The sequence below is a fragment of the Bradyrhizobium sp. KB893862 SZCCT0404 genome, from assembly GCF_018130885.1.
Taxonomy (GTDB): domain Bacteria; phylum Pseudomonadota; class Alphaproteobacteria; order Rhizobiales; family Xanthobacteraceae; genus Bradyrhizobium; species Bradyrhizobium stylosanthis.
Map to the genome: position 1 here is coordinate 1 of NZ_JAFCLT010000006.1, position 20,308 is coordinate 20,308.

Consider the following 20,308-nt stretch of genomic DNA (forward strand, 5'->3'; position numbering starts at 1 on the left):
TGGCGGAATGGCTTCTCGCTCGCAGGAACGGTCGAGGGCGAGTTCTCGCGGAGCACGCAGACCTACACGGGAAAGGGCACGGTGCGTTACGCGTGGTAGGCGGTGAAGCAGTTTTCGCCGTAGGCTGAACGCTTCAAGCTTGTCGCGCCGGCAGAGCGATTAGGCCAGCGCACACCGCGACTTAAGTCCCACGACCGCCAATGGCTGCCGAGTCACAGGTCTACTGTGCATGGGGTTGTTTTACAGGTTTTGGTTGGTGGGGTGATCCGCGGAGCGACTACCGCCCGGTCTTCACCTTGGTCCAGAGCCGGTTGATGATCCGCTGGGTCGCCGGCTCGCGCGCCGTGATGACGAACAGTTTCGCCAGCGTCGCCTCGTCCGGATAGATGTTCTTGTCGCCCAGGATCTTCGGGTCGACCAGCTTCTGGCTGGCGAGGTTGCCGTTGGCGTAGGACAGGAAGTCCGAGTTCTTGGCGGCAACGTCCGGGCGGTAGAGATAGTTGATCAGCTCGTAGGCTTCCGCGACATTCTTGGCATCGGCGGGGATCGCGAGATTGTCGAAGAACATCTGCGCGCCCTCCTTCGGAATGGTGTAGCCGATCTCGACGCCACTGCTGTTGTCCTTCTTGGCCTCCGCAGCACGGGCGCGGGCCTGCATGATGTCGCCGGACCAGCCGACCACGAAGCAGATCTCGCCGGTCGCGAGCGCGCTGAGGTATTCGGAGGAGTGAAACTTGCGCACCGACGGGCGAACCTTGGCGACGGCATCGGCGGCCTTCTCGAGGTCCGCCTGCTTGGTCGAGTTCGGATCGAGCCCGAGCCAGCTCAGCGCTGCCGGAAAGATGTCGTCCGCGGAATCGAGCATGTGCACGCCGCAGTCTTTGAATTTTGCCAGGTTCTCCGGCTTGAAGACGATGTCCCAGCTGTCGATCTTGGCGTCGGGGCCGAGGATCTGCTTCACCTTGGCGACGTTGTAGCCGATGCCCGTCGTGCCCCACATGTAGTTGGCGGCGTAGACATTGCCGGGGTCGTAGATGCCGAGGCGCTGCGTCACCACGGGCCAGGCGTTGGCGAGGTTCGGCAGCTTCGCCTTGTCGAGCTTCTGGAAGATGTTCGCCTTGATCTGGCGCTGCAGGAAATAGGCGGTGGGCACCACGACGTCATAGCCGGACTTGCCGGCCATCAGGCGCGTCTCCAGCGTCTCGTTGGCATCGAAGGTGTCGTAGACCACCTTGATGCCGGTTTCCTTGGTGAAGGCCTCGAGCACATCCGGGGCCATGTAGTTGGACCAGTTGTAGAAGTTGACGACCCGCTCCTCGGCCCCGGCGGGAGGCGACAGCAACGTCAGCGCGGCGATGGCGAGACCAAGACACAACCCCGCGCGGCTGACGTTCGTCATCTCTGTCTACCTCTTGCGTCCACGCACCGCGTCCGACAGCCGCTCCAGCGCGGTGTCCAGCGTCTCGTCCTTCTTGGCGAAGCAGAAGCGCACCACCGAGGTGACCGGATCCTGCTCGTAGAACGCCGAGACCGGGATCGCCGCGACCTTGTAGTCCTTCACGATGCGCCAGCAGAACTCGGTGTCGCTCTCGTTCAGCCCAAGCGGCGACAGGTCGACGGTGAGGAAGTAGGTGCCTTGCGACTTCAGCACGGGGAAGCCGAGGCTTTCGAGGCCCTTGGTCAGGCGGTCCCTGCTCCGCGTCAGATCCTTGCGCATCGACAGGAAATAGTCGTCGGACTTGCCGAGGCCGTAGGCGACGGCGGCCTGCAGGTTCGGCGCGGTGGTGAAGGTCAGGAACTGGTGCACCTTGGCGGCGACGCGCAGCAGCGGCGGCGCGGCGCAGACGAAGCCGATCTTCCACCCCGTCAGCGAGAAGATCTTGCCGGCCGAGCCGACCTTGATGGTGCGATCGCGCATGCCGGGGATGGTGATCAGCGGGATGTGCTTGTGCTCGTCGAAGGTGACGTGCTCCCAGACCTCGTCGCAGATCGCGATGACGTCGAACTCCTGGCAGTAGCGCGCCAAGAGCTCGAGGTCCTCGCGCGGATAGACCACCGCGGAGGGATTCAGGGGATTGTTGAAGAGCACCGCCTTGGTCTTTGAATTGAAGACGCTTTTCAGCATGTCCTCATTCAGGCGCCAGTGCGGCGGCTCGAGGCGCACGAGGCGCGGAATGCCGCCGGCCTGGCGGATGATCGGCAGATAGGAATCATAGACCGGCTGGAAGCAGACCACCTCGTCGCCGGGCTGGACCACGGCGAGAATCGCCGAGGTCAGCGCCTCGGTGCCGCCGGAAGTGACCATCACCTCGCTCATCGGATCGAGCTTGAGGCCGTGCCAGTGACCGTAATGAGTCGCGATCGCCTGGCGCAGCTCCGGCAGGCCCATCATCGAGGGGTACTGGTTGTAGCCGTTCAGCGAGGCCTCGGCCGCGGCGCGGCGGATGTCCTCAGGGCCGGGATCGTCGGGAAAGCCCTGGCCGAGATTGATGGCGGCATTGTCGCGCGCGGCCTGCGACATCGCCTCGAAGATGGTGACGGGAAGGTCGGAGAAGACCTTGTTCAGGGACGAGCTTTTGGACATCTTGTCAGACATTGGGGCCGATCAGCCACCGACCTTGCTGGGAAGACCCGCCGCCTTCCAGCCGAGCATGCCGCCGGCCAGATGCTTGTCGTAAGGCAGGCCCGCCGCCTGCGCCGCGAGCGAGGCCGTCACCGAGCGCTTGCCCGAGCGGCAGGCGAACACAACCTGCTTACCCCCGGGATCGGGGATCGCCTTGGGATCGAAGGTCGAGAGCGGAACCACGACGCCGTAGGGATAGGCCTCGGCCTCGACCTCATTCGGCTCGCGCACGTCGACGAGCAGATAGCGCCCTTCCGCGACACCCTTGGAGACCTCGTCCGGGGTCAGATCCTGTACTTGATGCGCCACATCATCCTCCAACGTCGCAAGTCGCCTGCCGGGCGATCCCGGCGGGCGGCAACCTCGCCTCTCGGCAGACGAAAATCAAGCGCTACAAAGGCTTGAGCTGCCTTGCGCAAGTTAAAGCTAAATCGCAGCGACTTGAAGCGCGGCGTTCGGAGGGCTGCCTGAAAGAGCCTTTTACCCCTCACCACGCCTTCGGTGTCATTCCCCGCGAAGGCGGGGTATCCAGTACGCCGCGGCCTATCGGTAATCACTGGTGTCACGGAGTACTGGATCGCCCGGTCAAGCCGGGCGCTGACAGCGGTGAAGGCGGACAAGCGCCCTCTCGGCCCTAGATCGTCACCTGCGTGCCGACCTCGACCACGCGCCCCGACGGGATCTGGAAATAGTCCGTCGCGTCGTTGGCGGAGCGGCTGAGCGAGATGAACAGCCGGTCCTGCCAGCGCGGCATGCCGGAATGGGCGGCGGGCTTGAGCGCCCTGCGCGACAGGAAGAACGAGGTCGACATGATGTCGAACTGCCAGCCGAGCTTGCGGGCGATGGCGAGGGCCTTCGGCACGTTGGGCGATTCCATGAAGCCGAACTTCAGCGTCACCTTGGAGAAGGTCGGCGATATCTGCTCCAGCCGCACCCGCTCGGCCGGGTCGATGCGCGGGGTCTGCGCGGTCTCGATGGTGAGAATGACGTTCTTCTCGTGCAGCACCTTGTAGTGCTTCAGACTATGCATCAGCGCGGTCGGCGCGCTCAGCGGGTCCGAGGTCAGGAACACGGCGGTGCCGGGCACACGCTGCGGCGGCCGCTTCTCCAGCATGGCAACGAGGTCGGCGAGCGGGAACTCGAGCTTGCGCGACTTCTCGAACAGCAGCCGGCTGCCGCGCCGCCAGGTGTACATCAAGAGGATCATCAGCGAGCCGAGCGCCAGCGGCACCCAACCGCCCTCGAACACCTTGAGCAGGTTGGCCGCGAGGAAGGTCAGGTCGAGGAACAGGAAGGGCACGATCAGCGCGGCGGCGGCGACCGGCGACCAGCGCCAGGCCTTCCAGACCACGACGAAGCCCATCATCCCCGTGACGACCATCGTTCCGGTCACGGCGATGCCGTAGGCCGACGCCAGCGCGCTGGAGGAGCGGAACAGCAGCACCATCAGGATCACCGCGACCAGCAGCAGCTGGTTGATGCGCGGGATGAAGATCTGCCCGGAATGGGCTTCCGACGTATGGCGAATTTCAAATCGCGGCAGCAGCCCGAGCTGGATCGCCTGGCGCGTCAGCGAATAGGCGCCGGTGATGACGGCCTGGCTCGCGATCACGGTCGCCATGGTGGCCAGCACGACCATGCTGCCGCGGAGCCAGCCCTGCGGAAACAGCTGGAAGAACGGGCTCACGATCGCGCCGGGGTCGTCGAGCACGAGCGCCCCCTGCCCCAGATAGTTCAGCGCCAGCGACGGCACCACGATGAACAGCCAGGCGGTCTGGATCGGCCGCTTGCCGAAATGACCGAGGTCGGCATAGAGCGCCTCGGCGCCGGTCACAGCCAGGAACACCGCGCCCAGCGTGACGAAGCCGATCACGCCGTGATGAAGCATGAAGGACACCGCGTAGAGCGGGTTCAGCGCGAACAGGATCTGCGGCTGGCGGATGATCGGGCCGATCGCGGCGACCGCGATCACGGCGAACCAGACGCACATCACCGGGCCGAAGAACGCCGCGACCCGGGCGGTGCCGCGCGATTGCACGGCGAACAGGCAGACCAGGATCACCACGGTCAGCGGAACGATGTAGGGCTCGAAGGTCAGGGTGACGTCCTTCATGCCTTCGATCGCCGACAGCACCGAGACCGCCGGGGTGATGACGGCATCGCCGTAGAACAGGGCGCCGGAAATGATGCCGAGCAGGACGATGGTGGCCCCACGGGTGCCGACCGCGCGCTGGGCCAGCGCCATCAAGGCGAGCGTGCCGCCCTCGCCGTTGTTGTCGGCGCGCAGCAGGATCACAACGTATTTGAGCGTGACCACGACGATCAGCGCCCACAGGATCAGCGAGACCACGCCGAGCACGGCCGCGGTCGTCGGCGACCCCTCGGCGCCCGCAGCCACCATCACCGCCTCCCGGAAGGCGTAGAGCGGGCTGGTGCCGATGTCGCCGTAGACGACGCCGATGCTGCCAAGCGTCAGCGCGCCGAAACCGGCGGTGGTGTGGGCTTCGCCATGCCCATTGGCCGCCGCCGTTGCCGGGGCGGGAACTGCTACGTCGCTAGTCATGGGAGAGCCTGATGGCCTCTAAAAATGCTTCACTGCACAACGGCGGAAGAGCGCGCGGCTTATAGTCCTGCGCTACCGGCATAGCCTAGCCCGATTTTGGGCCCTCGCCATGCGCTTTTCGCATGGGTTCGGCAGTTGCGTTTTCAAATAGTCACTTGAGTTCCGACTTCAACCACCCGCCCGGTCGGGATCTGGAAATAATCGGTGGCGTCGTTGGCGGAGCGGCTGAGCGCGATGAACAGGTGGTCCTGCCAGAGCGGCATGCCCGACTGCGCCGAGGCCTTCAGCGACCGCCGCGACACGAAGAACGACGTCGACATGATGTCGAACTGCCAGCCCTGCTTGCGCGCGATCGCCAGCGCCTTCGGCACGTTCGGTTGCTCCATGTAGCCGAAGCGCAGGCGGACCTTCGAGAACTTGTCGCTGATCTTCTCCATGCGGAATCGCTCGGAGAGATCGACCCGCGGCGTGTGCGCGGTCTCGATGGTCAGGATCACGTTGTGCTCGTGCAGCACCTTGTTGTGCTTGAGATTGTGCAGCAGCGCGGTCGGCACGAAGGCGGGATCGCTGGTCAGGAACACCGCGGTGCCCTTGACGATGTGCGGCGGCCGCTTCTCAAGGCTCCGGATCAGATCGTCCAGCGGCACCTCGATGCGCCGCGTCTTCTGGATCAGGATTCCGGAGCCCTTCCGCCAGGTCCAGATCGTGCCCGCCATGGCCGCACCGAACAGCAGCGGCACCCAGGCGCCCTCCAGCAGCTTGAGCAGGTTCGCGCTGAAGAAGCTGAGGTCGACGACAACGAAGGGAACGATGACGGCCGCAGCCGTGGCAGCGCGCCAGTTCCACAATTTCCAGATCACGACGAAGCCCATGATGCCGTCGGCAACCATGGTGGTGGAGACCGCGATGCCGTAGGCCGACGCGAGATTGCTGGGGGTATGGAACAGCAGAACCAGCAGCATCACGCCGATCAGCAACAGCCGGTTCACGCGCGGCAGATAGATCTGCCCGGCATGGGTTTCGGAGGTGTAGCGCACTTCGAAGCGCGGCAGGAGGCCGAGCTGCACGGCCTGATAGACCAGCGAATAGGCGCCGGTGATCACCGCCTGGCTCGCGATCACGGTCGCCGCGGTCGCAAGTCCGACCAGCGGCAGCACCAGAGCTTCGGGCACCATGCGATAGAACGAATGCTCGATCGCGCTCGGATCGGACAGCACCAGCGCGCCCTGCCCGAAATAGTTGATCAGCAGCGCGGGCAGCACGAAGAACATCCACGCGGACTGGATCGGCTTGCGGCCGAAATGACCGAGATCGGCGTAGAGCGCCTCGCCCCCGGTGACCGCCAGGAACACGGCGCCCAGCGTCACGAGGCCAATCGTGCCGTGCGACAGCAGGAATTGCAGCGCGTAATAGGGATTGATCGCCGCAAGCACCGTGGGATCGTCGGCGATGTGGACGGCGCCCATCACCGCCAGGACGGTGAACCAGACCACCATCACCGGGCCGAACGCGGACGCCACCAGCGCCGTGCCCTTGCTCTGCACGGCGAACAGCAGCGCCAGGATGAGGACGGTGAGCGGCACGACATAGTGCTCGAACGCAGGCGTCGCGAGCTTGAGACCTTCGACCGCCGACAGCACCGAGATCGCCGGCGTGATCATGGAATCGCCGATGAACATGGAGGCGCCGACGACGCCGAGCGCAAGCAGGAACCAGCTCCGCCGCCCCAGCGCACGCTGGCCCAGCGCCATCAGCGAGAGCGTGCCGCCCTCCCCGTTATTGTCGGCGCGCAGCAGCAGCAGGACGTATTTGGCGGTGACCACGATCAGCAGCGCCCACAGGATCAGCGAGAGCACGCCGAGCACCATGCTCCGTGTCACCGCCTCGCCATGGGCCGCGCCGCGGACCGCCTCGTGGAATGCGTAAAGCGGCGACGTGCCGATGTCGCCGAAGACAACGCCGATGCTTCCGAGCGTCAGACCCCAGAAACCCGAGGTGGCCGGAGCTTGCCCTTCTTGGGCGTCGCTCGATGTGATGCTCGCCGTCATGTGAAACTGGAAACGCTTCTTCCCGAGAATTGATCCGGCGCCTTTTGACGGTTCCGGCGCGCCTGTCAATCGGCACACCACCATAGCAGGCGGCGAGCCGGATGCTGTGACGACGCAGCAACGGTCGCCGCCAGCGCGACGACATGCCTCAGGTAAAATGGTAGCGCAAGGGCCGGAAGCGCGAACCGTGCGTCGAGTTCGCTCGAAACCGCTCTATGGCTTCAGATTCGGCGGCAGCGGCGGATCTTCGCGCATGAGCGTGATGGTCACGCGCCGGTTGGCGGCGAGCGAGGGATCGTCCGGAAACAGCGGCTGGGTGTCCGCCTTGCCGGAAACGGCGAAGATGTGGGAGGGCGGCAGGCCCTCGCGCTCCAGGATCTGGCGCACGGCGTTGGCGCGGTCGGCCGACAGGTCGAAGGCGCCGTATTCGCTGCGGGTGGGCACGAATCCGGCCGCGGTGTGACCGGCGATGGAAACGCGGAGCGGCGTCGCCTTGAGCGGGATCGCGAGCTTCTCGATCAACCGGCGCGTGCGGTCGTAAGGCACCTTGGAGCCGTCGGCGAACATCGAGCGCCCGTCCTGGTCGATGATCTCGAGGTTGAGCCCCTGCTTGGTCTCCTCGAACATGATGTGCTTGGACATCTCGGTCAGTTCCGGCATGTCCTGCAAGGCCTGGCGCAGCGAGGCCGCGGCGAGCGCGAAATTGCGGTCGACCTTGATCTTCGCGCCCGACGTCTTGTCGCGGTCCTCCTGGTCCGGTGTCGGCGTGTTGGAGGCGTCCTCGGGCTGGATGTGGTCGACGTTCTTCAGCCGCGGGCGCGTCGGCAGGCCGTCGGACTCGACGATGCCGGCATAGCGCGCCTCGCTCTGCACGCCGAAGGCGTCGCGCATCGAGCCGGCCACGATCTTCAGCTTGTTGGCGTCCTGCGTCGAGAACGCGACGAGCATCACGAAGAAGCTCATCATCAGGCCCATCAGGTCGGCGAAGGTCACGAACCAGCCGTGACCACCACCGTGAGCATCGCCGCGTTTCTTCTTGGCCATCTCGCGAAATCCCGACGGGCGGCGTTAGGCCGGCACCGGCTCGCCCTCGGCGTGACGATGCTTCTCCGGCAGATAGGCCAGCAGCATTTCGCGCACAAGCGTGGGGCTCTTGGAGTCGCGGATCATCAGGATGCCGTCGATGATCAGGGTGCGGTTGGTTTCCTCATCGAGCAGCTTGCCGTGCAGCTTGTCGGCGATCGGCAGACAGAACAGGTTGGCGACGAGCGCGCCGTACAGCGTGGCGAGCAGCGCGGTCGCCATGAACGGGCCGAGCTTGGACGGGTCGGTCATGTTCGCGAACATCTGCACCATGCCGATCAGCGTGCCGATCATGCCGAAGGCCGGGGCGCAGTCGCCGATGGCGCGGTAGATCTTGCTGCCCTCGTCGAGGTGCATGAGGAAGTTGTCGCGGTCGCGCTCGAGATTGTCGCGGATGAAGTCGAGGTCGTAGCCGTCGGCGACGTAGCGGATGCCCTTGGCCAGGAACGGCTCGTCGGTCTCGACCTTTTCGAGACCCACGGGGCCCTGCTTGCGGGCGATCTCGGCGATGCGGGCGAGCTCGTCAACGAGGTCGTGGGCCGACAGGCGGCTCATCGTGAAGGCGAATTTGGCGCCGAGCGGAAGGCCGTGCAGCAGCGCGCTGAGCGGAAAACGGATCATGGTGGCGGAGATCGAGCCGCCGAAGATGATGATCATGGCATGTTCGGAGATGAACATGTGGAGGTCGCCGCCCATGAAGATCATCGCCGTGATGACGATGATGCCCGCAATGAGCCCGACGCTCGTCATGATATCCATGGGAGACTCCAACGCGAACGCAACAACGGCCGTCCTGGCCGCTGGCGCGGCCCAACCCCGAACCGCATCGGAAACCCTAGAGTGCCGCCCTTAAAGCCGCGTAAAGGTTAAGTTGAGCCGATGCGCCGGACCGGGGCAGCGCGCTGAACCGGCGCCCGCTTTGCCGGCCGCCGACACGGATCTCAACACTTTGCTAACCATAAGCGGTCCCGCGCGGCTTGCTCTCGGGGCCGACCAGCAGGACCGACGGCATCCGCGCCGGACGGGCGGCGCGCAGATAGAAATAGCCGGTGCCGGCGAGACCGAGCATCAAGCCGGGCGACTCCGGTGCGCCGTCGATTCCCGACGGCCAGGGACGATGCTCGCGCGCGAAGTCCTGGATGCCGCGCGCCGCAACCGTGTCGACCAGGGCTCGCGCTTCGGAATCACCGGTCAGCTCCGCCCAGGTCAGGAACAGCTCGGCATCGCCGGCATGGCCGTGGCACAGCGAGTAATTTGCCGAGGCCGGATTGCCGCTCAGCAGCGAACGCGCCGTCATCCTGAGCGCTGCGACCGCGTCGCCGCGGTAGCGCTCGTCTGCCGTGATCCGCCAGGCGCGCATGCGCGCAAGCCCGATGCCGACCGCACCGTGGCACCAGGCGATGGGACCCGGTGACGTGCCATCGTTGCCGGCGTCGTGCAGACGGAGATCCGGCCAACGATCGTTCGCCGCATCGAACCAGCTGTCCTCGTAGGCGAAGGCGTCGCGTGCCGCATCCTGCATCCCAGCATCGCCACTCGCGGCACCGAGCTCGAGCAAAGCCCAGGCGATGCCGCCGGCGCCGTGTGAAAATCCGATCAGGTTCGGGCGCGACCTGTCGCCGGCCTTGACGTCGGCCAGACGCTCCGACACCCGGGACAGATCCATGGTGCCGGCGAGTTCGCCGAGCACATCCCATGAAAGACCTCGTTCGTCGCGGCTTGCCCGGGCGAGCAGCATGTCGCCGCGCCTGCGCGCAGCGTCCATCAGCCAGCCCTCCCCGCTCTCCCCGAACAGACGAAGCAGCACAGGGATGACGCCGGCACTTCCCGACATCACGTCGATGACGGCATTGCCGTCGAGATCGGCTTCGGCCGCAGTGCGGACCAGCTCGAAGCCGCGCGTCACGAGCGTGGGGTCTTCAAGGCATCTGCCGACCTCGATCGCCGCGTAGCCGATCCCGACCTCGCCGGTATAGAAGCCGTACTTGATCCCCACCGGAATATCCGTCGCACGCGCCAGTGCGTGCCCGATCGCCGCGTGCGCGACGCGCCTGAAGGCCGGGTCCGCCAGCTCGCGGCCGAGATGTCCGAGGAACAGCGCGATGCCGGCCGTGCCGTCATAGAGGCCGGGACCGAGCGTGCCGCAGGCCAGCTGGTGCGATCCCGCATGCTCCTCGAACACCGGACCGAACCAGTTGCAGATGTTGCCGTGCCAGACCGCACTTCGCAGCAGCCGGGCGCCGATCCCGAACGCGGCGTCGAGATATGAATCACCATCGCCGGACTTCGACCGGAGATCGGCAGCAGCCTCCATGATACCGTTCATGACCAGACCTCGTAGATGTCGGGCGAGCCGGGATTGAGGTGGAGCGCCGCAAGGTCGAGCTTCGCCGCAGCGACGATGTCGGCAAACGCGCGCTCGAAGACGTTCCAGACGAACCGCTCGTCCTCGCGCGCCGACATCAGCGCGGCCGCGACGAGCCGGCTCCTCGACGTGCCAAAACTGTCGCCGTGGCCGGGATCCTCCGCAAGACCGATGCCGCCGCTGAGCCGCTTGGCGAACAGCGGCACGTCATCCGCAAGCAAGCCATCGATCTCCGCGATCCCTGCGCGGATCGCCAGCACCGCCGCGCGAAAATGGTCCTGCGCCAGATAGAGCACCGCGTTGTCGGTTCGGATGAAATCGGCACCGCGCACCGTGATCTTGAACTGGAATGGAATTTGATACCGGTTCAGCGCGCCCGTCAGCGCCTTCACGAATGCCGCCGCATCGTTCGCGCCGACATTGAAATAGAGCCGCACCAGCGGACTGAGGTCGTTGGCATCGACGAAATTCTCGCCGAAGCAGTACAGGAAACCCGGTTGCTGGCTGCGCGATCCCGCGGGTAATTGCACCGTGAGCGAGGCGCCGCTGCGTGCCGGCAGGACGCCGTCGGCGACCATGAACTGGCCGGCCATCAAGCGGCGCGACCGGCCATGCCTGATGGCGACCACTCCGCCATCGGGTGCGTGCTCCAGCAGCGACCAGCCGCTCTCGACCCGCGGCCGCGTCGCGTTGGCCTGCTCGAGCTCGGCCGTCATGTCGGCATCCGGCTTGGCCACGTCCGGCGGCGGGTATGGCTGCATATAGACGTGCTGGTAGACGGCGGCACTGAGCGAAGCCGAAAGGTCGGCCCCGGCCTGACCGATCGGGCGCTCCAATAGCCGGATCGTCCCCTTGCCATCCAGGCTCAGCGCCTCGACGAAGCGTTGCAACCGTCCCGTCGGCTCACACATGCTGCGCCTCATGGGTCAGGGATTGTTCGAGCGCGGCTTGTGACGATGGCGCGGACAGCATCGCATCCGGCACCTGATGCCGCCGGATGCCGAGCAACTCGCCCGCGGCCTGCCGGGGATTTTCGAACACGTTGAAAGCGATCTGCAGCACCAGCAGCAGGCGCGGATCGCCGACCTCGACATGCGCGCTCATCTCATAGGCGGAGATCAGCATGCGCGCGGCCATCATCCGCACGCAGCGATCGAGGAACGCGTCGGTGACAGGACGATAAGCGGCGCTGCCCTGGACATAGCCGTCCCAGAAAGAAGAGATCGCCGACTGCACGTCGTCGATCGGCAAGGCTGCATTGGCCAGCAGCGCGTCCGGGCTGGTGCCGCCATTCGCGGACATCGAGCCGATCCAGAAATTGACATAGGCCTGCATGATGCCGGCGGCATCCCAGGCCGCATCGCCGATATCGGCAAGCTCCCAGTCGATGACCAGCAACCTCTGCTGCTCGGGCGCGGCCTTGCGCGGCGCCAGCAGGCAGTTCTCCCACTTCATGTCGGTGTGGATCAGCGTATCGCGCTGCCAGTCCTCGCGGATTGCGGCGAGATGGGCGGCAAGACCGGGCGCCTCCAGCAGCAGATCGGTCAGCGACGAGGCCGCTCGGCTGCGACGCAGGCGCGAGACATCGGACTCGACGTGAAGGTCGCAGATCCACGGCGGCTTCTGCGGAAACAGCGCGGCCTGCGGCTTGCCGGGCTCGAAGCGGATACGGTGATAGCCGGCGATCGCCTGTCCGAGGCGGCGCGCCAGGTCGGGCGGACACCGGCGCAGGCGCCGGTGATGCTCGGCGACGTTCTCGGCATCGTCGACGAGCTGGACCACGAGGATGTTCTGGCTTTCGTCGAAATCGTGAAAGGCGGGCAGCAGCTCGCGGAGCGGCACCAGACGCTCGTCGCCGAATGCGCCGCGATAGATTTCCGCCTCGCGCTTGACGGTCTCGATGCTCATCGGCTCGGTGGCGATGGCCTGCTTGATGAAGAACCCGGGACCACCACGCTGCGTCACGCGCACGAAGCGGTTGCGGCTTCTGCTCATCGAAACCGCAAGTCCTCCGGCAACCACCGCATCCTGATCGAGCAGCTTCTTCTGCACCAGGAAACGAACGATGTTTCGCGTGACGATCTCCATGCCGGCTCCGCTCCTGCAATGCCCTACCCGCGCAAGACGACCGCCGGTCGCTGTGACCGGCGATCGCCATGCCTGTGATGTCTGCTTGTCTCCCGGGTGCGCGCGTCGCCGCGCTCACCCGGATTCGTGCAACGCTAGACGGTGCAAACCAGCGTCCAGGCGCCGCTGCCGCAGCCGACGCCGCCTTGCTGTGCCTGACGGAGCTGATCCACCTGCTGGGCGCTGAGCGTGCATGCGAGCGTGCCGAGCACGTTGCCGCAATCGGCACCGACCGCACCGCCCTGCTGCGCGGCGAAGGTGCAGCCTGCGGTCCACATCACGTTCTTGCAGCCCTCGCCGACGCTCCCCTGCGCGCCCTGCTGGCCCGCGAAGGTGCAACCGGCCGTCCACATCACGTTCTTGCAGTCGGCTCCGCCGCCCACGGCACCTTGCGCGCCGCCCTGACCGCCGGCGGCGGCCTGCGCCACCATTTGCGTGCCGACCGTGCAGAACGTCGTTGCGGTGATCTGGATGCAGCCAAAGCCGCCGCCGCCGTGCCCGCCCTGCTGCTGGCCCGCGAAGGTGCAGCCGGCCGTCCACATCACGTTCTTGCAGTCCGCGCCGACAGCACCGTGCGCGCCCTGCTGAGCCTGGGGCATCGTGCAAAACGCTGTCATGGTGACCGGCGAACAGTCACCGCTGCCCTGACCGCCCTGCTGACCCGCAAAGGTGCAGCCCGCGGTCCACATCACGTTCTTGCAGCCCTCGCCGACGCCGCCTTGCGCGGCCTGCGGCCCCTGCTGCAGCGTGCATGCAAGCGTGCCATACAGATTGACGCAACCGACCGCCCCTCCGGACTGTCCCTGCGCGGCAGCCTGGGCGACGGCCTGGGTGCCGACCGTGCAGAACGTCGTCGCGGTGATCTGGATGCAGCCAAAGCCGCCACCGCCGTGTCCGCCCTGCTGCTGGCCCGCGAAGGTGCAGCCGGCCGTCCACATCACGTTCTTGCAGTCCGCGCCGACAGCACCTTGCGCGGCCTGCTGGCCGTGGGCTGCGAGCGTGCAGGCGAGCGTGCCGAGCACGACGCCACAGCCGGCATGGCCGGCCTGCGGCGAGGCGAACGTACAGCCCGCGGTCCACAACACGTTCTTGCAATCGTCGCCGAAGGCACCGCCTTCGGCGAATTTCTGTTGAAGCTGTCCGCGAAGATATTGAGCCGCGGGATGATTGCTCATTGGGCGTCTCCTGAAGTCTGGTTATCGTTGTTCGGGATCTTGAAGATGGGGTCGTCGATGTCGAACCAGTCCGCCTTGAGAAGTGACCACCAGTCGATCGCAAGGCCACGCAGGACATATTCATAGGGAAGCCAGCCGTAGCCATTATTGCCCCAGTCTGGGCCCCATGAATTTCGAATCCGGAGCGCGCCCGTCGTGGCTGCGCCTCCGGCCGGATTCTCAATGACGTGCGCGTCGTCATATCCGACCGCGACGGCGGCATGTCCGCCGATGCCCTGCTCGTTCTCGGCGGGAAAAGGAATGTTGCCGGTGCTGCCGGCCGAAGCGATCGACTTGAAAAGGTAGAACCCGAAAGCTGCGGGCAGCCCGGCCGCCAGATGGGCCTTGATGCGCTTGAGCACATCCTCCGGAGCGGTCCCTTGCGGGTCGTAACGATAATACTGCACCGCGCGGTAGTTCGATGCGAAGGCGTACATGAACGCGGGCGGCTCCAGCGTCAGCGTCTCCGGACCGGCCGGCCAGAACAGCTCCGGCGGCGCGCCGAACAGGACCAGCGACTCCATCGCCGTCCGCAAATACGCACCGGCGTCCTGGCTCGTGCCCAGCATGTTGCGGGTGGTCTTGTAGATGAACATCCGCGACGGCGTGACCGCGATCGATTTCGTCCTGATCTCGAAATACTGGATCAGGCCGCCAATCGCGTTTGCGGTGCAGGAGTTGGTCTGCCCCTGATCGAACACTTCAGGGAAATATTGCTGCAGGTTCACGGCCGATGGCACGGCCAGCGCGACCGCCCCCTCGCCGAACACCTTTCGCAGATGCGCCTCGATCGCGGGCGCAGTCGGGCCCGGGTCGAGTTCAGATGGCGGATCAGGAATCCACCCCGTGCCCGTCGTGACAATCATGGCTCACCCCCGCCGTGGTGGAACCGGACCGCGCGCGATCCAAAAGAAATACAATCTTAAATCGTCTACAATCTAAGATTATGTATTTCATATATTGCTACCAAACGCGAGTGACATTCCCGTGTAGTTGCCATGAAATCATATACAACCTCTGCGGCGTGTCGCCTCACCGCACGAGGAAGTGAATGTCCGCAGGCTCTTTGCGAACGACCGTTCACGGAAGATGAGTATCGTCGCATCATTGCAACGCAGCGCTCGGCCCTCGCGCGCATGACATCGTCGAAATCGAGCGGACTGCCCGGGCGAGGCAACGGTGACGATCCGCGGGCGGCACCGCGTCCCTGCGCCGCACCCGCCGCGAGCGGCGATGCGATATTCTACGCCCGTGCGGTACGCTCCATCACGGGAGCCGATTTGCAATGTTGACGCTGTTCAGTCTTCTCACCGCACTGCCTGCGGTGCTGGCGCTTCATCTGCTCGAGCCGGAACTCGTGCTGCCGGCCTTCAGCGCGCTGCTGTTTGTCGAGGCCGGCTTCGCCGTGATCGCAGCGCGGCTGCTTCACAGCCCCGACAGCGCAGACGACATTACCCTGTGGGATCTTGCCGGCGGCTTCACCCTGATCGGATGTGCCGCCGCTGTGTTCGGCGAGCCCGATCAGGCCGCCCTGTTTCTGACGGAACAAGGCGGCCCGCGGCCGCAATCGCGGCCGTAGGCCACCCCGTCACAACTCAGTGGATCTCCGCCGAGCGCTTCAGCGCGGCCTTCAGCTTCTCCAGCGAGAAGTCGGGGCTGCGCGCGATCTCGAGGATCGGCGTCTCGCGGCGGCCGCAGAGCTCAGCGGCCTCGGGTAGCTTTGCCGCGATGTCGTGCGGGATCACGATGGCGCCGTGCTGGTCGGCATGGATCAGGTCGTCGGACTTCACGGTCATGCCGGCGACGCGCACCTCACCACCGAAGCTCTCGGCATGCACCCAGGCATGCGACGGGCCGATCGAGCCCGCGAGCGCCTGGAAGCCCGGAGCCCATTGCGGGATGTCGCGGATCGAGCCGTCCGTAATGACGCCGAGGCAGCCGAGCGCCTTGTGCACGTTGCTCTGCACCTCGCCCCAGAACGCGCCGTAGCCGACATCGGGACCGTCGATGTCCTGGATCACCGAGATGCGCGGACCGTGGCCGGTGCCGACATATTCATAATATTCGATGCGGCGCTTCGACTGCTCCTCAGCCGGCAGCGAGGATTTCAGCACCGAGCGGATCGCGACCGTGCGGGCATAGCCGACGATCGGCGGAAGGTCGGGGAACGGGCAGACCAGTTGCTTGGTGGTGTAGCCGATCAGACGGCGCTCGGGCGCCACGATCTCCATGGCATTGCAGATCGTCGGCGTGTCATAGCGGCCCAGCGCTTCGAGAACGGAAGCAGGCAGCGGCCCGGTCACGGTATCAGTCACGGCGTTATCTCCCAGATTGGCGGCTGATTGACGCAATGCCGCCGGCACAGGGCGATATAGCCGAGATCGGGCTTCAACCCAACCAAGGCCGGCCTCATGGCAGATATCCGCGCGTGGCCGCTCAGTGCAGCCGGCCGGGCCGGTCGTCGTCGTGCGGCGGCTCCGACAAATTCGCCAGCGTCGGCGCCGAGGGCGGCGACGGGACTTCCCCGCCTGACGGCCCGGCCGCTTCCATCGCACGCGCCTGGTCGCGATAGGATTTGTAGCCGAGCGGCAGGGCGAGCAGATAGAGCACCGTGCCGATCGAGAGCACGTGCCAGGGATAAGCGATCAGCAGCGCGATGAAGACGATCACCGCGACGAAGGCCGGCAGCACCAGTTCGGGCGGTACCCGCATGCGCTTGGTCTTGCCGGAGAACACCGGCAGGCGCGACACCATCAGGAAGGCGATCAGCAGCGTGTAGGCCGCCGTCACCGACGCGGGCAGCCGGCCGAGATCCAGGAACGCGACATAGATCGGCAACAGCACCGTGATCGCGCCGGCGGGGGCCGGCACGCCGGTAAAGAAATTGGCGGCGAACGCCGGCTTGTTCGGATCGTCCATGGTGGCGTTGAAACGCGCGAGCCTTAAGCCCCCGGAGATCGCGAACACCATGGCGGCGATCCAGCCGGCATTGCCGAGCTCGTGCAGCTGCCAGAAATACAGCATCAGGCCGGGCGCGACGCCGAAATTGACGAAGTCGGCGAGGCTGTCGAGCTCGGCACCGAACTTGGACTGGCCCTTGAGAATGCGCGCGACGCGGCCGTCGATGCCGTCCAGCGCAGCCGCGAACACGATGGCGTAGACCGCGAGCGACATCCGCCCCTCGATCGACAGGCGGATCGAGGTCAGGCCGGCGCAGATCGCCAGCAGCGTAATGACGTTGGGCACCAGCATCCGCACCGGAATCGGGCGGAACCGCCGGCGGCGGACGTCGGGATCCTTGTACTCGTAGGGCGTCATGGCTCGTCCTTATCCTAGGGCGAGATATAGCAAGCCCCGTCCCCCTCCGCCATTGCGGCGGAAGGCTCGCAAGGACCGACTTTGGTTAATTGGCGCGGAAGGCGCGGCTGGGGTCCTCGCCGGCAAGGTCGGCCAGAATGGTCTCGCCGGCGATCGCGGTCTGCCCTTCCGAGACCAGCGCCTTGGTGCCGACGGGCAGGTAGACATCAAGCCGCGAGCCGAAGCGGATCAGGCCAAAACGCTCGCCGGCGCCGATCGCCTGCCCTTCCCTGACGAAACAGACGATGCGCTTGGCGACGAGCCCTGCGATCTGGACCACGCCGATCCGCGCATTGGGCGTCGAGATGACCAGCGAGTTGCGCTCATTGTCCTCGCTCGCCTTGTCGAGCTCGGCATTGATGAACAGGCCGGGCCGATAGGCGATGCGGTCCACCCTGCCCGCTAAGGGGGCGCGGTTCACGTGGCAGTTGAACACGCTCATGAACACCGAGATGCGCGGCAGCGGCCGGTCGCCGAGGCCGAGCTCGGCCGGCGGCAGCGCCATGGTGATCATCGAGACGCGGCCGTCGGCCGGCGACACCACGAGCCCCTCGCGCACCGGCGTCACCCGGACGGGGTCGCGGAAGAACAGCGCGCACCACACGGTGAGGATGGTGCCGATCCAGCCCAGCGGCGACCACAGCCAGAACAGGATCAGGCTTGCCAGCGCAAAGCCGCCGATGAAGGGATAGCCCTCCTTGTGGATCGGCGGGATCTGACGCTGGATCGAATCGAGAATGGACATCGCTATCTGCCGCTCAGGGTTGATTGCACGCGGGCATCTCCCGGTGCGGTGGGCCTGTTTAGGCCAGAGTTGGGACCCGAGACAAGGTCACTCCGCGGCCGCCGGCGCCGTCAGGGCGTCGTCGACCGGCGGCGGCTCCCGGTTGGGGGCCTCGCTGCTGTCGGCCATCTGGGCCAGTTTTTCGCGCGCCGCCTCGGCCTCGCGCTGCCTGTTCCACATGCTGGCGTAGAGGCCGCCCTGCGCCAGCAGGTTGGCGTGGGTGCCGCGCTCGGCGATGCGGCCCTGGTCCAGCACGATGATCTCGTCGGCGCCGACGATGGTGGAGAGCCGGTGCGCGATCACCAGCGAGGTGCGGTTCCGGGCGACGCGGTCGAGCGCGCCCTGGATCTCGTGCTCGGTGTGGGTGTCCAGCGCCGAGGTCGCCTCGTCCAGCACCAGGATCGGCGGGGCCTTGAGCACGGTGCGCGCGATCGCGACGCGCTGCTTCTCGCCGCCGGACAGCTTCAGGCCGCGCTCGCCGACCTGGGTCTCGTAGCCCATCGGCGCCATACGGATGAAATGATCGATCTGGGCGAGGCGCGCGGCCTCCTCCACCTCGGCATCGCTGGCGTCCCAGCGGCCGTAGCGGATGTTGTAGCGGATGGTGTCGTTGAACAGCACGGTGTCCTGCGGCACCATGCCGATCGAGGCACGCAGCGAGTCCTGCGTCACCGCGCGGATGTCCTGGCCGTCGATCAATATCTTGCCGCCGGAGACGTCGTAGAGGCGGAACAGCAGGCGCGAGATGGTCGACTTGCCCGCACCGGAGGGGCCGACGATCGCAACCGTCTTGCCGGCGGGCACCTCGAAGCTGATGCCCTTCAGGATCGGGCGCGTCGGCTCGTAGGCAAAGCGCACGTCCTCGAAACGAACGGTGCCGGCGGAGACGACGAGCGGCCTCGCGTCGGGCGCGTCCTTGATCTCGGCCTCGCGGTGGAGCACGCCGAACATCTTTTCGATGTCGATGATCGCCTGCTTGATCTCGCGATAGACCATGCCCATGAAATTCAGCGGCTGGTAGAGCTGGATCATCATGGCATTGACCAGCACGAAATCGCCGACCGTGTTGGTGCCGTTGCGCACACCGATCGCGCACATTAGCATGGTCGCGGTCAGGCCCAGCGTGAAGATCACCGCCTGTCCCGTGTTGAGCACGGCCAGCGAGGTGTAGGTGTGGACGCTCGCCTCCTCGTAGCGCGCGACCGATCTGTCGTAGCGCTGCGCCTCGCGCGCTTCGGCGCTGAAATACTTCACGGTCTCGTAGTTGAGCAGCGAGTCGATCGCCTTGGTGTTCGCCTCGGTGTCGGAATCGTTCATCTTGCGGCGGATGCCGATCCGCCACTCGGTCGCGATGTAGGTGTAGTACATGTAGACCGTGACGGTGATCAGCGTCGCCACCACGTAGCGCCAGTCGAACTGCCAGAGCAGCACGGCCATCAGGAGCGAGACCTCGACGATGGTCGGGATCAGCTGCAGGATCACCATGCGCACGATGACCTCGATGCCCTCGCGCCCGCGCTCGAGCACGCGCGTCAGGCCGCCGGTCTTGCGCTCCAGGTGGAAGCGCAGCGACAGCTCGTGCATGTGAATGAAGGTGATGGTGGCAAGCTTGCGCACCGCATGCATGGCGACGCGCGCGAAGATGCCGTCGCGCCATTGCGTCAGCACCGCCATCATGATGCGCATCGCGCCGTAGCTCGCCGTCAGCAGCAGGGGCGAAGCGATCACCCAGAGGTGCCAATTGTCGGCCGCGACGGGCGCGGTGTCGGCGCCGGTCAGCGCGTCGGTGGCCCATTTGAAGCTGAACGGCACCGCGAGCGTGATCAGCTTGGCGGCGAGCAGCAGCACCAGCGACCAGACCACGCGCATCTTGAGGTCGAAACGGTCGCCCGGCCAGATATAGGGCCACAGATGCGCCAGCGTGCCCATCAGCGTGGCCCGTTCCGGCGATCCGCCGGCGGGAGGATCAGGAACGTCGGCGCCGTCGAAGGATTGGGGTTGGTCCATCAAAAAGCCTGAAAGCCCGCCGGATGCGGAGCGTCGCTGCGATTAACGATTTTCGCCTGTCATATAGAGCCTTCCCGATGCGCGCGCACCCCGCCAGATGGCGAATCTTCGATTGTTTGTCGCCATTTACCGGTAGA

The 20,308-nt window shown here is 65.8% G+C and carries 17 protein-coding genes; 1 reads left to right on the forward strand and 16 read right to left on the reverse strand.

Annotation, left to right across the window (positions count from 1 at the left end):
- Window positions 1-277: 277 nt before the first annotated feature.
- From JQ617_RS23275 to JQ617_RS23330, 12 genes are all read right to left on the reverse strand, one after another.
- Window positions 278-1,399, reverse strand: coding sequence for a polyamine ABC transporter substrate-binding protein (locus JQ617_RS23275; protein WP_212028312.1), 1,122 nt, complete (start codon window positions 1,397-1,399; stop codon window positions 278-280).
- Window positions 1,400-1,405: 6 nt separating this feature from the next.
- Window positions 1,406-2,584: an aminotransferase gene (locus JQ617_RS23280; protein WP_063684590.1), complete on the reverse strand. Its 1,179-nt coding sequence runs from the start codon at window positions 2,582-2,584 to the stop codon at window positions 1,406-1,408.
- A gap of 21 nt (window positions 2,585-2,605) precedes the next feature.
- Window positions 2,606-2,932 (reverse strand): rhodanese-like domain-containing protein, encoded by a 327-nt coding sequence (locus JQ617_RS23285; RefSeq protein WP_212028313.1) that lies wholly within the window; start codon window positions 2,930-2,932, stop codon window positions 2,606-2,608.
- Between the two features lie 325 nt (window positions 2,933-3,257).
- Window positions 3,258-5,186: a potassium transporter Kup gene (locus JQ617_RS23290; protein WP_212028314.1), complete on the reverse strand. Its 1,929-nt coding sequence runs from the start codon at window positions 5,184-5,186 to the stop codon at window positions 3,258-3,260.
- A gap of 143 nt (window positions 5,187-5,329) precedes the next feature.
- Window positions 5,330-7,234 carry a potassium transporter Kup gene (locus tag JQ617_RS23295; protein ID WP_212028315.1) on the reverse strand — a complete coding sequence of 635 codons (1,905 nt, stop codon included), beginning with the start codon at window positions 7,232-7,234 and terminating at the stop codon, window positions 5,330-5,332.
- A 213-nt stretch (window positions 7,235-7,447) separates the two neighbouring features.
- Complete coding sequence (locus tag JQ617_RS23300) at window positions 7,448-8,278, reverse strand: OmpA/MotB family protein (protein ID WP_212028316.1); 831 nt, start codon at window positions 8,276-8,278, stop codon at window positions 7,448-7,450.
- Window positions 8,279-8,302: 24 nt separating this feature from the next.
- Window positions 8,303-9,076 carry a motility protein A gene (locus JQ617_RS23305; protein WP_014496127.1) on the reverse strand — a complete coding sequence of 258 codons (774 nt, stop codon included), beginning with the start codon at window positions 9,074-9,076 and terminating at the stop codon, window positions 8,303-8,305.
- A gap of 193 nt (window positions 9,077-9,269) precedes the next feature.
- On the reverse strand, window positions 9,270-10,643 hold the full coding sequence (locus JQ617_RS23310) for a lanthionine synthetase LanC family protein (RefSeq protein ID WP_212028317.1): 1,374 nt from the start codon (window positions 10,641-10,643) through the stop codon (window positions 9,270-9,272).
- Window positions 10,640-11,593 carry a T3SS effector HopA1 family protein gene (locus tag JQ617_RS23315; RefSeq protein WP_212028318.1) on the reverse strand — a complete coding sequence of 318 codons (954 nt, stop codon included), beginning with the start codon at window positions 11,591-11,593 and terminating at the stop codon, window positions 10,640-10,642. Before JQ617_RS23315 ends, JQ617_RS23310 begins: the two co-directional genes overlap by 4 nt.
- A complete protein-coding gene (locus tag JQ617_RS23320; RefSeq protein ID WP_212028319.1) occupies window positions 11,586-12,770 on the reverse strand; it encodes a phosphotransferase in 1,185 nt (394 codons plus the stop codon). The genes JQ617_RS23315 and JQ617_RS23320 overlap by 8 nt, the downstream gene beginning before the upstream one ends.
- Before the next feature lie 134 nt (window positions 12,771-12,904).
- Complete coding sequence (locus tag JQ617_RS23325) at window positions 12,905-13,984, reverse strand: hypothetical protein (RefSeq protein WP_212028320.1); 1,080 nt, start codon at window positions 13,982-13,984, stop codon at window positions 12,905-12,907.
- Window positions 13,981-14,889 carry a C1 family peptidase gene (locus JQ617_RS23330; protein WP_212028321.1) on the reverse strand — a complete coding sequence of 303 codons (909 nt, stop codon included), beginning with the start codon at window positions 14,887-14,889 and terminating at the stop codon, window positions 13,981-13,983. The genes JQ617_RS23325 and JQ617_RS23330 overlap by 4 nt, the downstream gene beginning before the upstream one ends.
- Window positions 14,890-15,308: 419 nt before the next feature.
- On the opposite strand from JQ617_RS23330, the gene JQ617_RS23335 reads away from it, so the two are divergent.
- Window positions 15,309-15,602, forward strand: coding sequence for a hypothetical protein (locus tag JQ617_RS23335; protein ID WP_145658518.1), 294 nt, complete (start codon window positions 15,309-15,311; stop codon window positions 15,600-15,602).
- Window positions 15,603-15,618: 16 nt separating this feature from the next.
- On the opposite strand, the gene JQ617_RS23340 is transcribed toward JQ617_RS23335, so the two are convergent.
- The 4 genes from JQ617_RS23340 to JQ617_RS23355 all read right to left on the reverse strand — a co-directional run bounded on the left by JQ617_RS23340 (window position 15,619) and on the right by JQ617_RS23355 (window position 20,171).
- A complete protein-coding gene (locus JQ617_RS23340) occupies window positions 15,619-16,338 on the reverse strand; it encodes an RraA family protein (protein ID WP_212028322.1) in 720 nt (239 codons plus the stop codon).
- A gap of 121 nt (window positions 16,339-16,459) precedes the next feature.
- Window positions 16,460-17,341 carry a CDP-alcohol phosphatidyltransferase family protein gene (locus JQ617_RS23345; protein ID WP_063684601.1) on the reverse strand — a complete coding sequence of 294 codons (882 nt, stop codon included), beginning with the start codon at window positions 17,339-17,341 and terminating at the stop codon, window positions 16,460-16,462.
- 85 nt (window positions 17,342-17,426) lie between these two features.
- Window positions 17,427-18,131, reverse strand: coding sequence for a phosphatidylserine decarboxylase (locus tag JQ617_RS23350; protein ID WP_283806145.1), 705 nt, complete (start codon window positions 18,129-18,131; stop codon window positions 17,427-17,429).
- Between the two features lie 81 nt (window positions 18,132-18,212).
- A complete protein-coding gene (locus JQ617_RS23355) occupies window positions 18,213-20,171 on the reverse strand; it encodes an ABCB family ABC transporter ATP-binding protein/permease (RefSeq protein WP_212028323.1) in 1,959 nt (652 codons plus the stop codon).
- Between the last annotated feature and the right edge of the window lie 137 nt (window positions 20,172-20,308).

Bases quoted from the DNA above. Each gene is read 5' to 3' on its own strand.
- JQ617_RS23275 (WP_212028312.1), bottom strand. From the start codon at position 1,399: ATGACGAACGTCAGCCGCGCGGGGTTGTGTCTTGGTCTCGCCATCGCC.
- JQ617_RS23280 (WP_063684590.1), bottom strand. From the start codon at position 2,584: ATGTCCAAAAGCTCGTCCCTGAACAAGGTCTTCTCCGACCTTCCCGTC.
- JQ617_RS23290 (WP_212028314.1), bottom strand. From the start codon at position 5,186: ATGACTAGCGACGTAGCAGTTCCCGCCCCGGCAACGGCGGCGGCCAAT.
- JQ617_RS23295 (WP_212028315.1), bottom strand. From the start codon at position 7,234: ATGACGGCGAGCATCACATCGAGCGACGCCCAAGAAGGGCAAGCTCCG.
- JQ617_RS23300 (WP_212028316.1), bottom strand. From the start codon at position 8,278: ATGGCCAAGAAGAAACGCGGCGATGCTCACGGTGGTGGTCACGGCTGG.
- JQ617_RS23305 (WP_014496127.1), bottom strand. From the start codon at position 9,076: ATGGATATCATGACGAGCGTCGGGCTCATTGCGGGCATCATCGTCATC.
- JQ617_RS23310 (WP_212028317.1), bottom strand. From the start codon at position 10,643: ATGAACGGTATCATGGAGGCTGCTGCCGATCTCCGGTCGAAGTCCGGC.
- JQ617_RS23315 (WP_212028318.1), bottom strand. From the start codon at position 11,593: ATGTGTGAGCCGACGGGACGGTTGCAACGCTTCGTCGAGGCGCTGAGC.
- JQ617_RS23320 (WP_212028319.1), bottom strand. From the start codon at position 12,770: ATGGAGATCGTCACGCGAAACATCGTTCGTTTCCTGGTGCAGAAGAAG.
- JQ617_RS23325 (WP_212028320.1), bottom strand. From the start codon at position 13,984: ATGAGCAATCATCCCGCGGCTCAATATCTTCGCGGACAGCTTCAACAG.
- JQ617_RS23330 (WP_212028321.1), bottom strand. From the start codon at position 14,889: ATGATTGTCACGACGGGCACGGGGTGGATTCCTGATCCGCCATCTGAA.
- JQ617_RS23335 (WP_145658518.1), top strand. From the start codon at position 15,309: ATGTTGACGCTGTTCAGTCTTCTCACCGCACTGCCTGCGGTGCTGGCG.
- JQ617_RS23345 (WP_063684601.1), bottom strand. From the start codon at position 17,341: ATGACGCCCTACGAGTACAAGGATCCCGACGTCCGCCGCCGGCGGTTC.
- JQ617_RS23355 (WP_212028323.1), bottom strand. From the start codon at position 20,171: ATGGACCAACCCCAATCCTTCGACGGCGCCGACGTTCCTGATCCTCCC.